This window comes from Chloroflexota bacterium (assembly GCA_035652535.1).
Classification (GTDB): Bacteria; Chloroflexota; UBA6077; order UBA6077; family SHYK01; genus DASRDP01.
In genome coordinates, this window is record DASRDP010000119.1 from 1 (window position 1) to 15,678 (window position 15,678).

Consider the following 15,678-nt stretch of genomic DNA (forward strand, 5'->3'; position numbering starts at 1 on the left):
CTTTAGCAGGGCCGATGCCGAAATCTACGGGGCCAATGCTCGCGATCTCGAACGGCCCGCACAATAGGCGGTGACGTGATGAATGGTGAGTCTGGTTCTTCAACCGCTCCCCGTGTTGTCTCGATCCATCTTGCCGGAGGAGCAGGCGCCCCGATGGAGTCCGTCCGCGAGGTTCGGGCAGTCACCGGCCGCGGTCTCGAGGGCGATCGGTACTTCGCGGGATCGGGCACCTACTCGGATGTCGAGGGCGAAGGCCGGGAGGTGACGCTGATCGAGGTCGAGGCGTTGGACGCGCTCCGTCGCGAGTACGGCGTGGATCTCAAACCATCGGAGAGCCGCCGCAACATCGCGACGGAGGGCATCGTGCTCGAATCGCTGATTGGGCACGACTTTCGCATTGGCAGCGTCCGCATGCGTGGCATTCGCTCCTGTGAGCCATGCGCGCACCTCGTCAGCCTGACAGGGAAACCGGTGCTCCGCGGCTTGGTCCACAAGGGTGGTCTCCGCGCGGAGATTGTGTCCGACGGTGTGATCTCGGTCGGGGATCCGATCCTCGTCTCCTAACGCCCCCCATCCCACCCCTCCCCCCAAGGGGGGAGGGGGCCCACTGGCCGTTACTTACGCGGCGACGGGCTCGGTCGCGGGGCGCTCCGCTGTGAAGCTGAGCGCCCCGTCCTGAACGTCGACCCGAACCGTGTCGCCCTCCCGGAACTCACCGCGGAGCATGCGCTGGGCGAGCGGGTCCAGCAGCATCCGCTGAATCGTGCGTCGGAGCGGGCGCGCGCCGTACACCGGGTCGAACCCTCCCTCGGCCAGCAGGTCCTTCGCGGCATCCGAAACGTCCAGCTCGATCTTGTGCTCGGCGAGCCGCGCGCGCACGTTGCGAAGCTGGATGTCCACAATGCTGCGCAGATGAGCCCGCCCCAGAGCATGAAACACCACGATCTCGTCGATGCGGTTGAGGAACTCCGGTCGGAAGTTCAGACGCACCGCCTCCAGCGCCCGGTTGCGCACCGTCTCGAAGTCCGCCTCTGACGCTTCCGCGATGAGATGGCTGCCCACGTTGCTCGTCATGATGACGACGGTGTTCTTGAAGTCCACGGTTCGCCCCTGGGCATCGGTCAGGCGGCCGTCGTCCATGATCTGCAGCAGCACGTTGAGCACGTCGGGGTGGGCCTTTTCGACCTCGTCGAACAGCACGACGCTGTAGGGGCGCCGCCGCACCGCTTCCGTCAATTGGCCCGCTTCCTCGTATCCGACGTAGCCGGGGGGCGCGCCCATCAGACGCGATACCGTGTGCTTCTCCTGGTATTCGGACATGTCGATCCGGATCATCGCCTGTTCGTCATCGAAGAGCAGCTCGGCCAGGGCGCGTGCCGTTTCCGTCTTCCCCACGCCCGTTGGCCCCAGGAACAGAAACGTGCCCATCGGCCGATTCGGATCCTGGAGGCCGGCTCGGGCGCGCCGGATTGCGTTGGAGACGGCGACGACTGCCTCGTCCTGCCCGACCACGCGGTCGTGCAGCCGCTGTTCCATCTGGAGAAGCTTCTGGATCTCACCTTCCATCAGGCGCGTGACCGGAATGTGCGTCCAGCGGCTCACCACGTCGGCGATGTCCTCTTCCGAGACCTCCTCGTTGAGCAGGCTGCCGTCGCGGTGACTTTCGGCGACCGAGCGCTCGCGCTCCTCGAGCTCGCGCTCCAGAGCCACGAGCTGGCCATACTTCAGTTCTGCCGCGCGGCTATAGTCGGCGGCCCGCTCCGCGTGCTCGATCTCGACGCGCGTCTGCTCGATTCGCTCCTTGATCTCGCGGATGGAGCTGACGGCCTCCTTCTCCCGTTCCCACTGCGTGCGGAGCCCATCCGATCGCTCCTTGAGGTCGGACAGCTCGCGCTCGAGGCGCTCCAGCCGCTCCTTGGATCCCGGGTCTGTTTCTTTTCGGAGGGCCTCCCGCTCGATCTCGAGCTGCATGATGCGACGCTGCACCTCGTCCAGCTCTGCGGGCATCGTGTCCATCTCCATCCGCAGCTTGCTCGCCGCCTCGTCGACGAGGTCGATCGCCTTGTCGGGGAGGAAACGGTCGGCGATGTAGCGGTGGGAGAGGACCGCCGCGGCGACCAGCGCCGCGTCCTTGATCTTCACGCCGTGGTGCACCTCGTACCGCTCGCGCAGGCCGCGAAGGATCGAGATCGTGTCTTCGACACTCGGCTCGTCCACGAGCACTGGCTGAAAGCGGCGCTCGAGCGCAGGGTCCTTCTCGACGTGCTTGCGGTACTCGTCGAGCGTCGTGGCCCCGATGCAGCGCAGCTCACCGCGCGCCAGCATCGGCTTCAACATGTTGGACGCGTCCATCGCGCCTTCCGCGGCGCCCGCGCCAACCACCGTGTGCAGCTCGTCGATGAAGCAGACGATCTCCCCCTCGGACTCCTGGATCTCCTTCAGCACGGCCTTGAGCCGCTCTTCGAACTCGCCGCGGTATTTGGCGCCGGCCACCATCGCGCCGAAATCCAGAGCGACCACCCGCTTCTCTTTCAGGCCCTCTGGAACGTCCCCGCGCACGATGCGCTGGGCCAGCCCCTCCACGATGGCCGTCTTGCCGACGCCCGGCTCGCCGATGAGGACTGGGTTGTTTTTCGTCCGGCGCGAGAGCACTTGGATCACTCGGCGGATCTCGTCGTCACGGCCGATCACCGGGTCCAGCTTGCCGAGCCGCGCCAACGCGGTCAGCTCGCGCCCGTACCGCTCCAACGCCTGGTATGTGGACTCGGGGTTCTGGCTCGTCACGCGCTGCGTTCCGCGAATCTGCGTGAGGGCCTGAAGGATTCGTTCCTTGGTAATGCCATGCGCTTTCAGAACGCGACCGGCTGCCCCGGCATCGCCTTCCTCCGCCATGGCCAGCAGCAGGTGCTCGGTCGAAACGTAATCGTCTTTGAACTGGCTGGCGTTGCGCTCCGCGGCCGAAAGAAGGGTTCGCATTCGATTGGACAGATAGAGCTGTCCGCCGAAAACCTTCGGGAGGTTGTTGATCTCCTGCTCTGCGTCGGCGCGGATCCGCGCCGGGCTGCCGCCGAGCTTGCGCACGACTTCAGACGGGACGCTGTCCGGCGCGGTCAGCAGCACGGACAGGAGATGCTCCGGCTCGACCTGTTGGTTGTTCTGTGCCTCCGCAGCGCGCTGTGCCTGCACGAGGGCTTCCTGGGCGCGCTCGGTGAATCGCTGGATGTCCATTGTTTCCTACTCCATAGTCGGATCTGTTCTTGCGCGCGCCGCCACTACGTCGCACGTCGACGAAGTCGTTCGTTCTCTTCTTCGAGCGTCCGGATGCGCTCGGTAAGCTGGAGGATGACCTCCACGCCCGCCAGGTTCACGCCCAGGTCCTCGATCAGCCGGCGAATCTGTTGGGCGCGTCGGATGTCCTCGATGGAATACAGCCGAATACGCCCCTTGGTGCGCGATGGGGCCAAAAGTCCCTGCCGCTCGTAGGACCGGAGGGTTTGGGCGTGCACCCCCAGGATGCGCGCGGCTACGCTGATCGCAAAATACCCGGTTCGAAAGCTGACGCCTTCCATCTGCATACGCGCTTACCTCACGTCGCTGCCCGTGTGCGAAGCTCGGCCAGTCGTCGAAAGAGTTGCTGCTCTTCATCGCTCAGATGCGTGGGCAGCACGACGTTCACCTCGGCGTACAGGTCGCCGTGGCCGGAACCCCCCAGGTGCGGCATCCCTTGGCCGCGAAGACGAATCCGTCGGCCATTCTGGGTCTCCGGCGGGATCGCGAGGGCGAGCTTGCCGCCCTTGATGGTCGGCACCTCGACTTCGCCCCCGAGCATGGCGATGTGGAGGGGAACGGGCAGCTTGATCGTAAGATCATCGCCGTCCCGTTGGAACACTTTGTGCGGAGCGATCGAGACGATGAGATAAAGGTCGCCACGCGGTCCGCCAAATGGCCCGGGAGATCCCTCCGCGGCCACCCGCACTCGGGAGCCTTCGCGGACGCCAGCGGGGATCTTCACCTCGATTCGCCGAGGTGTCCCCTCCTGGGACATGAGGGTCAAAACGCGCGTGGTGCCGCTGTACGCTTCCTCCAGGGTGACGGTGACCGGCTGCTCGATGTCCTGGCCGGGGACGTGCTCCATGTGGATCCGCGCCCCTTCGGTCCGACCGGTCCGCCGGAACAGGTCCTCGAAGACGCTCCCGAATCCGCCTCCGGTGTGGCCGAATAGGTCTTCGAAGTCCGACGCGTCATACGTGCGGGTGTAGAAGCCGCCGCCCGCCCCGGCCGCCGCCCGCGCAGCCTCTGCCTGCTCGACGCGCGCCCAGTCTGCCCCGTACCGATCGTACTTGGAGCGCTTCTCCTTGTCGGAGAGGACCTCATACGCGGCCGAGATCTCTTTGAACCGCTCCTCGGCCTGCGCATCGTTCGGGTTGAGGTCGGGGTGGTACTTGCGCGCCAGTCGACGGTACGCCTGGCGGATCTCTTTGTCCGTGGCGTTTCGCTTGACGCCCAGAACGTCGTAGTAATCGCGCTTCGTCGCCATCGTCCGCTGTCCCGGCGTTGCGGAACCTGAGCGGTTCTGCACACTCGTATGATGCTATTATGGTAAACCTTGATAGCGACGTTGTCAATGTTATTGGATGTATTTGCTTTATCTGCGCCGGCGCGCGCCGCGCGCCCGGCCGCCCTGAGGGGCCGGCAGGAACCGTCGACGGCGCTCCTCTTCGCGATAGACGGCCATGTCGTGAGGATACTTGCGCCAGCGGTACACGGCAAAGTGTCCCACCACGGCCACGATCGCGAGCGCGTCCAGCACGGACCACAGCCGCTTCGAGAACATTTGGACGTCGGCATAGCGCATTGCCACGATGATGATCCCCAGGCCGCCCAGCCACCCGATCCAGTTCCCGTAGCGGCTCCAAAGCCGCCGGTGAATGCGATTCCCTTTGCTGAGTCGCCGCGAGCCAACGGCCATGGCGATGCCGGCTGCACAGGCGAGAACGAAGAAGGCCAACAGCGCGAGGTACACCGCGCTGCGTGCTTTCTGTGGGTCCTCCAGCAGCCACCCGGGCGAGACCCGAGAGATGAGATCTCCCAGGGCATCGAAAAATGACTCCACGCTGTTTCCTCCCCGTGTCCGAAAGCGCGTGAGATGATACCAGTCGCGTGCCTGCGCCGACTCCGGCTCCGCCCGACGGCGGAGTCGGCGCAGATACGGGCCGGTATAATGTCCACAAGCGCCATCCAGGCTGCCCGCAGGCGCGGCGTATCGGGATTTCCCACGTGAATCCGGTCGCGACCGCGCCCGCACCCCACCGGCGTCCGGTGACGGGAGGCGATGTCCACCTGGACACGAACGACGTGTCCGCGGACCCCCGCGCAGAAGGCGAAGAAGGAAGAGCGGGCGCGCGCGCCTCGCGCGGTCGCGGTCGCCCCCGTGGCGGTCGCCGGCGTTCGGAGCCCGCGAGCCCTACCGCCTCGAGGGAAGCGCCTCCGGAGACCGGGTCGGTCCCCGAGGGCTTGCGGACCGGCGACAACATCGCCGAGGTCGAGGATCAGGAGGTTCCATCCGCCGATCGGTCAACGGGGGAGGCGGTAGCCGCTGCTGAACGGGCTGCGCCAGGGGGACGATCGGGTCGCGCCCGTCGGCCAAAGAGCCCGCCCTCGCCGGTGGCCGTCGAAGTGATCGTGCCTCGCGGTTTTGGCCGCCGGGTCGACGCCAAGCTGGTGCGCCTCGTTGCCGAGCGCGCACTCGAACGCAACGGCTGGGAATTGCCCGCGACCCTCGACGTCGTCTTTGTGACCGATAACGACATGCGGGAGATCAACGCGACGCGGCGCGGACTCGATGAAGCGACGGACGTTCTCAGTTTCCCCGCCTTGGAGGTTCGACCAGGCCAGGGAATCGTCCAGGACTTCTTCGTTCTTCCACCGGAGGCCCCACTCCATCTCGGCGACGTCGTCATCTCCGTCGAGCGGTTCGAGAGTCAGGCGGATGAGGCCGGCCACTCTCGGAAACGCGAGCTGGCCTTCCTGACAGTCCATGGCGTCCTGCACATCCTTGGATTCGACCACGAGACGGACGAGGAACGCCGAACGATGCGCCGACGGGAGGAAGAGGTGTTGACCGAGCTGGGTATCCGTCGTGATGGCGCCTGACGGGAGCGGCGTCCAGCACGGCATGGCCCTTCCGCCGAGCCCTCAGGCGAGCGCGCACCTCCGTGTGCTGGGCAGCTTTGGATTCGCGTGGGCGGGCATCTTCCACGTCCTTCGAACACAGCCCAACTTTCGCATCCACCTCGTGGCCGCCACCGTGGCCCTGGCGTTGGGCGTCGTGCTCCGATTTGGGCCAACCGAGCTGGCGGTGCTCCTCCTCACGATCGCTCTGGTGCTCGTCGCCGAGGCGGTCAACACGTCGGTCGAGGCGGCCGTAGACGCCGTCGGGGCCGCGCCGTCCGTGGCGGCAATGCACGCGAAGGATGCGGCGGCGGGCGCAGTCCTGCTGAGCGCCATCGCGTCAATCGCGATCGGGCTCGTCTTGTTTTTGCCGCGGCTCGCATCGGTGTTTCTGCGGATCGAGCCGAGATAGGGCACCCTCGGCGCCGACCGACTCGCGTGGGGCTGGAGCCTTCGTCCGGGTGAAAGGTTGAATCAGGCGCCGGCGGGCCGCGGCGCGGGTTCGTGCCACTGCCAGATCGCGGTCGCCCACGTGAGCCCGGCGCCGAATCCCATTAAGCCCACCATCGCTCCGTCGCTGAGTCGGCCCTCCGCGCGCGCGTCGTAGAGCGCGAGAGGAATCGAGGCGGCGCTCGTGTTGCCGTAGTGCTTGACGTTCGAATAGAAGAGCGACTCGGGCAGCTCGAGATTGTGCGCCACGGTCTGCAAAATTCGGTCGTTGGCCTGGTGCGCCACGATGAGGTCGAGGTCCGCGAGCCGAACGCCGGCTCGATCCGCCGCTTGCACAAGAGCGTCCGCCGGCGTCGTCGTGGAAAACCGGTACACCTGGTGGCCATTCATCCGAATGGCGTGCTCGTGCGCCGCGACCGTGTCGGCCGAGGGAGGCTTTCGCGAGCCGCCCGCCGGCACGTAGAGGTGTTTCGCCCCCCGACCGTCGGAGCCGAGAACGAACGACCGCAGGCCTCCTGCCCGATCCGTCGCCGAGACCAGCGCGGCCCCTGCGCCATCGCCGAAGAGGACGCAGGTCGTTCGATCGGTGAAGTCCAGCCAGCGAGAGAGGGTGTCGGATCCGATCACGAGCACGTGCTCATACGACCCCGATGCGATGAACTGCCCCGCGGTGACCAGCGCATAGACGAAGCCGGAGCATGCCGCGTCCAGATCATACGCGCCGGCCGCGGTAAGGCCCAGCGCGTCCTGAACCATGCTCGCGGTCGCCGGAAAGACCTGGTGGTCGGGCGTCGACGTGGCGACGATGACCAGGCCGACTTCGCTGGGCGGCACGCGGGACGCGGTCAGCGCCTCGCATCCGGCCTGGATCGCCATCGTGCCCGTGGTCTCGCCATCGCTCACGAAGCGCCGCTCGGCGATTCCCGTTCGGCTGCGAATCCATTCATCCGACGTATCGACGAACGTGCTCAGTTCGTCGTTCGACACGATCCTGGATGGCAACGACCGTCCGAGGCCGGAGATGCGCGCAAATCGCGACGCGCTCATTCGACGCGCACCGGTGGCAGCGCATCGGAACGCGGCTCGATGGCGAGGAGCGGCGCGTGCGCTGCGACGAGGGCTCCGCGCTCGACCAGGACCTGCCGAACGGTCCCCGCCTGGTCGGAGGCCACTTCGTTGAAGATCTTCATCGTCTCGATGAGTCCGATCACAGACCCGACCTCGACGGGGCTTCCCACGTCGACGAACGGCGCGGCTCCCGGCGAAGGGGCGTCGTACCAGACCCCGGTGAGGGGTGAACGTACGAAGTGGAGCGCCGTGTCGTCAGCGCCGGAGATCGCGGCCTCACGGCCAGGTGCGCCGGGCTCCGCGGGTGGGGACAACGGACGCGTTGGGCGACGGATCGCAACGCGCAGTCCGGTGACGCGAACGTCGAGCTCGGTGGTGTCGCTCTGTTCGACTGCGTCGATGATCGAGCGGACGACGGCGCTCCACGCATCGATGGGCCCCGCCCTCATCGACGGATCGTCGCTCACTGGTAACGTCGAAATACCAACGACGCGTTGTGGCCGCCAAAACCGAGCGAGTTGGTCAGCGCCACGTGGACGGGCTCCTTCCGTGCCGCGTTGGGCACGTAGTCCAGATCGCATTCTGGATCCGGATACTCGTAGTTGATCGTGGGGGGGATGATTCCCTCGTCGATGGCCTTGACACAGACGATAGCCTCGACCGCTCCGGCGGCGCCCAGGAGGTGCCCGGTCATGGACTTCGTCGACGATACCGGAACGCTATAGGCTGCCTCGCCGAACACGGTCTTGATCGCGATCGTCTCGAGTCGGTCGTTGGCCGGGGTGGAAGTCCCGTGGGCGTTGATGTAGTCGACGTCGGACGCCGAGCAGCCCGCCTTCCGAAGGGCGATCTGCATCGCGCGGGCCGCCCCCTCCCCTCCTTCGGACGGCGCCGTGATGTGGTAGGCGTCGTCGGTTGCGCCGTATCCAGCAACCTCCGCGTAGACGCGCGCCCCACGCGCGCGGGCGAAGCTCTCCGCTTCGAGCACCAGCGCGCCACCGCCTTCGGCCATGACAAACCCGTCGCGTTCGCGGTCGAACGGGCGCGACGCTCGCTCTGGCTCGTCGTTGCGCGTCGAGAGCGCTTTCATAGCGGCGAATCCGGCAACGCCGATGGGCAAGATGCCCGCCTCCGAACCCCCAGCGATCATCACCTTGGCGTCTCCGCGCTTGATGATCTCCGCCGCCTCACCGATGGTGTGGGCGCTCGTTGCGCAAGCTGACACGACGGCATAGTTTGGCCCGCGAGCGCCCGTTGCGATCGCGACGTGTCCGGCGGCGAGGTCTGGGAGGAACATCGGGATGAGGAACGGGCTGACCCGGTGCGGTCCGCGTGTCCGGAGCACTTCGATCTGATCGGCGAGGGTGATCATGCCACCGACGGCCGAGCCGAACAGAACGCCCACGTGTTCCGAGATCGACTCGTCGATCTCCAGGCCGGAGTCCTCGAGGGCCTCGCGCGATGCGACGAGAGCGAGCTGGCAGAACCGGTCGAGCCGCTTTGCCTCTTTGAAGGAAAGGGCATCCTCGGGGCTGAAGCCCTTGATCTCGCCCGCGATTCGGCAATCAAAGCCCGTGGTGTCGAATCGCGTGATCGGGCCAACGCCCGGCTTGCCTTCGACGATCCCGTCCCACGTGGTGGAAAGCGTGGTCCCCAGGGGCGTGATCGTGCCGAGGCCTGTGACCACGACGCGCTCCGTCACGGCCTGTACCCCGCCGTCGAGGGCATGCTAGCCTCTGCCAATCGCATGCCGAACGAGCTGGCTGGTGGCGCGAGCGTCCAGGTCCTCGATGCGATAGCAGGGCCCGTTCAGCCAGGTCGCCAGCCGGGATGCGAGGCCGATGCGGAAGTGCTCCGCTTCCGTGTCCACGACCATGGAATTGACGTTGAGCTCGCGGATCTTTCCGGAGACGCGTCGAACGTCTTCGATCGGGTCGCTCCCGTGCAACGCCACGTTGGCGCGCCCGTCCGACACCACGATGAGGAGCGGAAGGACGCCCCGGTCCCGCGAAATCTCCTGCTCCAGCAGCTCGCCAGCGACGCGAAGGCCGTCGGCGAGCGGGGTCCGGCCTCCCGTCGGAAGCTGCTGAAGGATCCGCTCAGCGCGCTGCACGCTGTTCGTCGGACTGAGCACGAGCTCTGCCTGCGAGCCGTGAAACGTGATGAGCGCGACCCGATCTCGCTTCTGGTAGGCGTCGGTGAGGAGCGATAGGATGGCGCCCTTGGTCATGACCATGTGGTTCTCGACGCCCATGCTTCCGCTCGTGTCGAGCACGAAGACGATGAGGTTCGAGATCTTGCGCTCGCGCACCTTCTCGCGGATGTCCCACCGCTTCAGGCGAAAGGCAGTTCCTTCGGGCTCCGCTTCTCTGCGCTCCTGCTGATACACCGCGGCGGCCCGGACCGTCGCGTCGAGCGCCAGAGAGTGCGCCTTCTCCTTGGGCACCGCGCCACGGATGTACCGCCCGACAGGCTCGGTGTTCGTGACACTCGTGCGTCGACCGAGTCGCTGGCGTTCACGCGGTTGAACCGAATCGGTGGCTATCTTCCGGACGCGAAAGGGGGCCCCGGGTTGATCAACCCGGGGCGCATCTCCTTGGCCTACTTTGTCTTCCTCGGTTGCCGAAGCAGGCTCGGGTGTGGGGTTCGCTTCGCCCTCGGCGCTTTCCGCCTCAGATCGAGACACTTGCGCCTGGATTCGCCGCTCGAGCTCGCCGGGGTCGGCGCTCGCCTCGTCGAAGGGCTGCCGCCGCCGTCGGTGGGGAAGCGCGAGCATGGCCGCGACCCGCACGTCTTCGGGCGTCACGTTGGTTCGGCCCTGATACGCGGCGTGGGTCATCGCGGTCTTGTACATCACGATGTCCGCGCGCAAGCCGTCGACCTCGAGATCGGAACAAATTCGCGTGATGAGGTCGAGCATGCGCTCCGACAGCGTCACGTCCGGCAGCAGCGTGCGAGCGCGCTCCAGTCGGTGGCGCTCCTCTTCTTCCGCCTCCTGCCAGATCACGTTGAAGGCGACGGGGTCGGTCTCGAAGGCCGCGCGGCGCCGCACGACCTCAGCGCGGAGGTGCGGCTCATGGATCCCTTCGACTTCCACCGTGAGGGCGAAGCGGTCGAGAAGCTGCGGGCGCAGCTCACCCTCCTCGGGGTTCATGGTGCCGATGAGGATGAACTCGGCCGGGTGGCTGAACGAGATGCCTTCGCGCTCGACGTAGTTGACGCCCATCGCGGCCGCGTCCAGCAGGACGTCGACGAGATGGTCACTGAGGAGATTCACTTCGTCCACGTAGAGAATTCCGCGATTCGCGGAGGCCAGCACGCCCGGCTCAAACCGTCGCTGGCCCTCCCTGACCGCGTGCTCGATGTCCAGCGTGCCGACGACACGGTCCTCCGTGGCGCTGACCGGGAGCTCGACCAGGGGTACGTGCCGCACGTACGTGTCGAGCGCTTTTCGTTCCGCCCGCTCGTGGCACTCCTCGCACCAGGTGGCCGGTCGCGTCGGATCGCAGCCGAATCGACATTCAGCGACGGTGGGCTCCTCAGGGAGCAGCGCCGCGAGGGCCCGAGCGGCGGTGGACTTCGCGGTACCCTTTTCGCCGCGGACGAGAACGCCGCCAATCTTTGGATTCACAGCATTGAGAAGTAGACCCAGCTTCATTCGCTCCTGGCCGACGAGGGCCGTGAACGGGAATATGGGTCGGACCGGTCCTGGCACAAATACCTCCTTGTACAATCGAGCCCGGTACCATGATACTCCACGCGATGTGCGCGCGGAGCCCGCTGCGCGGACTCCAGGTAGTGTGCGCGGGCGCTCAAGGTGCGCCGATGAACCGCCAAATCGGGACCACGACCTTCAGGCCTTCTGCCCCGTCGTTCGCGATGGGGCACGTTGGTCCGGATGCATGGCGCGAGCCTGCTGATCCGCTACGCCACGCGGCCCCGGCCGTTCTTGCGCTTCTCTTCGGCTTTCTTTGCCTTCTTCAGGTGCTTGTGCCAGGCCACTTTCTTCCGCTTGTTCACGATTCACTCCCGTCGGTGTCTGGGCGCGATTCTACTGACCGATCGGCGCTGGCGCAAGCGATCACCCCTGACCAGCCTTCTCGCTCCCCCGTCTTCGTCGCCGACGTTCGCGGGATCATCAACCCGGTCATGGCCGGATACGTGACACGCGTGATCGACGAGGCCGAGACCGCCGGGGCGAGCCTCGTCGTCTTAGAGATGGACACGCCCGGCGGCCTCGACACCTCCATGCGCGAGATCACGCAGCGGATCCTCGCCGCGCGCGTTCCCGTCGCCGTGTTCGTATACCCGCCAGGATCCCGGGCCGCGTCGGCCGGGGTCTTTATCACCTACTCGGCCCATATCGCTGCTATGGCTCCGTCCACGAACATCGGCTCGGCCCATCCAGTGTCGCTCGGCAGTAACGGGGAGGAGCAACAGTCGTCCACCATGGTGGACAAGATCACCAATGACGCCGTGGCGTCCATTCGCTCGATGGCGGAGCTACGGGGAAGGAATGCCGATTGGGCGGAAGAGGCGGTGCGGACCAGCGCGAATCTCCAATCGTCGGAAGCGCTGAAGCAGAACGTGGTGGACGTGATCGCGGACGACCTCCCCGCCCTCTTGCGTAGCCTCGACGGCCGGTCGGTGCACGTGGGATCGGCGGACGTCACGCTCAACGTTGCCGACGCTCCCCTCGAATTCCGGTCGATGAACGGCATCGAGCGCTTCTTCCATACCATCAGCGATCCGACCGTTGCGTATCTGCTCCTGAGTCTCGGCGGGCTCGCGCTGATCTACGAGCTGGCCAGCCCGGGAGCCGTGCTGCCCGGCGTGGTCGGTGGGATCTCCGTACTGCTTGCGCTCTACTCCCTCGGCACGCTTCCTATCAACATGGCTGGTGTGGGACTGATTCTGTTTGCCTTGGTCCTCCTGTTCGCGGACCTGGCCGTCGCGGGAAGCGGCGTGCTGACCGTGGGGGGAATCCTTTCGTTTCTTCTCGGCTCGATGCTGCTGGCGACGGCCCCCCAGAGCCAGGCGTTCGTCCGCGTGTCAGCCCCTGCCGTCGTGACCATGTCTCTCGCCTTCGCGGGGTTTTTCACCTTCGTTGTCGCCGCGATTCTGCGTGGCAGGCGGCGGCCAGTCTTCGTCGGGATCGAGACGCTGCCCGGGGCAAGAGGCGTTGCCCGCTCTGACATCGGCGCAAGCGGTACGGTTCTGGTGGATGGCGAGCTGTGGCAGGCGAGCGCCGCTGACCCGGACACGCCGATTCCGTCCGGTTCTCCGGTTCGGGTGGTCTCCGTGAGCGGGCTGCGGGTGGTGGTCCGAGCGGAGTGAGCGCGGCCACCTCGGTTGGGTGCGGAGCGTTCGTCCGTGGCGGGAGACTCGCTATACTTGAGGAATCATGACGACCATTGCCCTGGTCCATGCGCGCCAGATCCTTGACTCGCGGGGCAACCCGACGGTGGAAGTCGATGTGCTGCTGGAGGATGGGAGCCTTGGCCGCGCCGCCGTCCCGTCGGGCGCATCGACCGGCGCACACGAAGCGATCGAGCTGCGTGATGGCGATCGATCCAAGTACCGGGGACAAGGCGTGCTGCACGCGGTCGAGAACGTCAACGAGCTGATCGCCCCGGACCTCATCGGCCAGTCGTGCGACGACCAGGCGGCGATCGACGGGCTCCTCCTCGAGCTGGATGGAACCGAGAACAAGAGCAAGCTTGGCGCGAATGCTATGCTCGGCGTTTCCATCGCCTGCGCAAAGGCCGCCGCGGAGTCTCTGGGAACGCCGCTCTTTCGCTACCTCGGCGGCGCAAATTCGCGGCTCCTGCCCGTTCCCATGATGAACGTGCTCAATGGCGGGCGCCATGCGGAGAACTCGACCGACTTCCAGGAGTTCATGCTGGTTCCATTGGGGATGGGCTCCTTCGCGGAGGCTCTTCGTGCGGGCTCAGAGATCTACCATGCCCTGCGCGACCTTTTGAAAACGCAAGGGCTCGGCACCGGTCTGGGGGACGAGGGTGGATTCGCCCCGTCCCTGTCTTCGAACGCCGAAGCCGTCGAGATCCTCGTGAGGGCCATCGAAAACGCGGGCTACCGACCGGGCGAAGAGGTGGCCATTGCCATCGACGTGGCCGCGACCGAGCTGCTCCAGGACGGGAAATACGTGCTACCGCGGGAAGGGCGAACCCTTGATGGGAGCGGTCTCATCGATCTGTACGCGGAGTGGCTGCGAGCCTACCCGATCGTTTCCCTTGAGGATGGGCTCGGCGAGGATGACTGGGATGCCTGGGCAGAGTTGACCGGACGTCTGGGGTCGCAGGTGCAGCTCATCGGGGACGACCTCTTCGTTACCAACCTGGACCGGTTGTCGCGCGGCATCAGCCAAGGATGTGCGAACTCCATCCTCATCAAGCTCAACCAGATCGGAACGGTGACCGAGACCTTGGATTGCATCGAGCTTGCGCGGCGCGCCGGCTATTCGGCCGTGATCTCGCACCGATCGGGCGAGACGGAGGACGTCACGATCGCGGACCTCGCGGTGGCGAGCGGAGTGGGACAGATCAAGACCGGCGCGCCCGCGCGCTCCGACCGTGTCGCAAAGTACAACCAGCTCCTGCGAATCGAGGAGGCGCTGGGGTCCACCGGTCGATTCGCGGGCGCTCTCGCGTTTCGGCTGCCGAGCCCCGGCTCTGATCCGTTGCTGGGTTCCAGCCTCACCACCTAGCGTACGACACCGGCTACGAGGAGGTATCCCGAATGACTGTGCGCGTAGGCATCAACGGCTTCGGTCGCATCGGCCGTCAGGTGTTCAAGGCCATTCGCGAGCGGCATCCGAACGCCCTCGAGATCGCCGCGGTCAACGACCTGATGGATTCAAAGACGAATGCACACCTGCTGAAGTACGACACCAACTACGGGCGGTACCCCGGCTCGGTCGAGGCGTCGAACGGGAACCTCATCGTTGACGGCGAGACCATCAAGGTGTTTGCCGAGCGGGATCCGGCCGCCATCAAGTGGAGCGATGTCGGGGCGGACATCGTCGTGGAGTCGACCGGATTTTTCACCGACGCGACCAAGGCGGCAGCGCATCTCCAGGGCGGCGCAAAGAAAGTGATCATCAGCGCGCCCGCCCGCAACGAGGACATCACGCTGGTGCTCGGGGTGAACGAGCGAATGTACGACCCCGCGAAACATCGGGTCGTCTCCAATGCCTCCTGCACGACGAATGGCCTCGCGCCCGTTGCCAAAGTGCTCTTCGACACGTTCGGAATCCAAAAGGGGCTGCTCACCACGGTCCACTCCTACACGAATTCGCAACGGCTGCTGGACATGGCGAGCGCCGACCTGCGCGATGCGCGGGCCGCGGCGATGAACATCGTGCCGGCGGCCACCGGCGCTGCGCGGGCCGTCGGGCTCGTGATCCCCGAGCTGCAGGGCCGATTCAACGGCATCGCCTTTCGCGTGCCGACGGCGACGGTCTCGGTAATCGATTTCGTGGCCGATCTCGATCGCAAGGCAACGGTCGAGGAGATCAACGCGGCCATGAAGAAGGCCGCCGAGGGGCCCATGAAGGGGATCCTGGCCTATACCGAGGAGCCATTGGTCTCGAGCGACCTCAAGGGTAGCGATTACTCGTCGATTTTCAGCGCCCTCGACACGATGATTGTCGGGGACAACATGGTGAAAGTCGTGTCGTGGTACGACAACGAGTGGGGCTACTCGTGTCGAGTCTCTGACCTCGCCAACTTTATGGCGGGGATGATGGAGGGATGACCTCCGGGCGGACCGCGCGATGACGGCCGCGTCGTCTGGCCCGCCATCGTCGCTACGCACGCTTCGGGACGTCGACCTCCGGGGAAAACGGGTTCTCGTTCGGGTCGACTACAACGTTCCGCTCGAAGACGGCCAGATCACGGATGACAGCCGTATTCGTGAGACGCTCCCGACCCTGCGTGCCCTCCAGGACCTCGGTTGCCGAATCGTGCT

At 66.0% G+C, this 15,678-nt stretch carries 15 protein-coding genes; 7 read left to right on the plus strand and 8 right to left on the minus strand.

The features are described from left to right. Positions 1-153 precede the first annotated feature (153 nt). Positions 154-564 carry an MOSC domain-containing protein gene (locus VFC51_14845; GenBank protein HZT08300.1) on the plus strand — a complete coding sequence of 137 codons (411 nt, stop codon included), beginning with the start codon at positions 154-156 and terminating at the stop codon, positions 562-564. 54 nt (positions 565-618) lie between these two features. Here VFC51_14845 and clpB read toward each other — a convergent pair whose 3' ends face one another. The 4 genes from clpB to VFC51_14865 form a co-directional block, all read right to left on the minus strand. Next, positions 619-3,228: an ATP-dependent chaperone ClpB gene (gene clpB / locus VFC51_14850; protein ID HZT08301.1), complete on the minus strand. Its 2,610-nt coding sequence runs from the start codon at positions 3,226-3,228 to the stop codon at positions 619-621. A 44-nt stretch (positions 3,229-3,272) separates the two neighbouring features. Continuing rightward, a complete protein-coding gene (locus tag VFC51_14855; GenBank protein ID HZT08302.1) occupies positions 3,273-3,575 on the minus strand; it encodes a MerR family transcriptional regulator in 303 nt (100 codons plus the stop codon). Positions 3,576-3,586: 11 nt separating this feature from the next. Further along, on the minus strand, positions 3,587-4,537 hold the full coding sequence (locus VFC51_14860; GenBank protein ID HZT08303.1) for a J domain-containing protein: 951 nt from the start codon (positions 4,535-4,537) through the stop codon (positions 3,587-3,589). A gap of 108 nt (positions 4,538-4,645) precedes the next feature. Beyond that, the gene (locus tag VFC51_14865; GenBank protein HZT08304.1) at positions 4,646-5,113 is read right to left on the minus strand and encodes a hypothetical protein; all 468 of its coding nucleotides are present in this window, start codon (positions 5,111-5,113) and stop codon (positions 4,646-4,648) included. Positions 5,114-5,682: 569 nt separating this feature from the next. Here VFC51_14865 and ybeY point away from each other — a divergent pair. Further along, entirely contained in the window at positions 5,683-6,153 is a 471-nt protein-coding gene (gene ybeY, locus VFC51_14870; protein HZT08305.1) for an rRNA maturation RNase YbeY, read from the plus strand. Then, positions 6,143-6,583, plus strand: coding sequence for a diacylglycerol kinase family protein (locus VFC51_14875; protein HZT08306.1), 441 nt, complete (start codon positions 6,143-6,145; stop codon positions 6,581-6,583). Before ybeY ends, VFC51_14875 begins: the two co-directional genes overlap by 11 nt. A gap of 62 nt (positions 6,584-6,645) precedes the next feature. Here the strand turns inward: VFC51_14875 and VFC51_14880 are convergent, their stop codons facing one another. Genes VFC51_14880 through VFC51_14895 form a run of 4 tightly spaced genes read right to left on the minus strand, consistent with a single transcriptional unit; the run spans position 6,646 to position 11,404 of the window. Then, positions 6,646-7,668: a beta-ketoacyl-ACP synthase III gene (locus VFC51_14880; protein ID HZT08307.1), complete on the minus strand. Its 1,023-nt coding sequence runs from the start codon at positions 7,666-7,668 to the stop codon at positions 6,646-6,648. Beyond that, complete coding sequence (locus tag VFC51_14885; protein HZT08308.1) at positions 7,665-8,156, minus strand: biotin/lipoyl-containing protein; 492 nt, start codon at positions 8,154-8,156, stop codon at positions 7,665-7,667. The genes VFC51_14880 and VFC51_14885 overlap by 4 nt, the downstream gene beginning before the upstream one ends. Then, positions 8,153-9,376 (minus strand): beta-ketoacyl-ACP synthase II, encoded by a 1,224-nt coding sequence (fabF, locus tag VFC51_14890; protein HZT08309.1) that lies wholly within the window; start codon positions 9,374-9,376, stop codon positions 8,153-8,155. The genes VFC51_14885 and fabF overlap by 4 nt, the downstream gene beginning before the upstream one ends. 42 nt (positions 9,377-9,418) lie before the next feature. Continuing rightward, positions 9,419-11,404, minus strand: a complete 1,986-nt coding sequence (locus VFC51_14895; protein ID HZT08310.1) for a putative cobaltochelatase — start codon at positions 11,402-11,404, stop codon at positions 9,419-9,421. Between the two features lie 110 nt (positions 11,405-11,514). On the opposite strand from VFC51_14895, the gene VFC51_14900 reads away from it, so the two are divergent. From VFC51_14900 to pgk, 4 genes are all read left to right on the plus strand, one after another. Next, a complete protein-coding gene (locus VFC51_14900) occupies positions 11,515-13,026 on the plus strand; it encodes a nodulation protein NfeD (protein HZT08311.1) in 1,512 nt (503 codons plus the stop codon). Between the two features lie 67 nt (positions 13,027-13,093). Further along, positions 13,094-14,416 carry a phosphopyruvate hydratase gene (eno, locus tag VFC51_14905; protein HZT08312.1) on the plus strand — a complete coding sequence of 441 codons (1,323 nt, stop codon included), beginning with the start codon at positions 13,094-13,096 and terminating at the stop codon, positions 14,414-14,416. Between the two features lie 32 nt (positions 14,417-14,448). Continuing rightward, the gene (gene gap / locus VFC51_14910; protein ID HZT08313.1) at positions 14,449-15,465 is read left to right on the plus strand and encodes a type I glyceraldehyde-3-phosphate dehydrogenase; all 1,017 of its coding nucleotides are present in this window, start codon (positions 14,449-14,451) and stop codon (positions 15,463-15,465) included. 19 nt (positions 15,466-15,484) lie between these two features. Then, the coding region (pgk, locus tag VFC51_14915) for a phosphoglycerate kinase (GenBank protein HZT08314.1) at positions 15,485-15,678 on the plus strand (194 nt) is incomplete at its 3' end.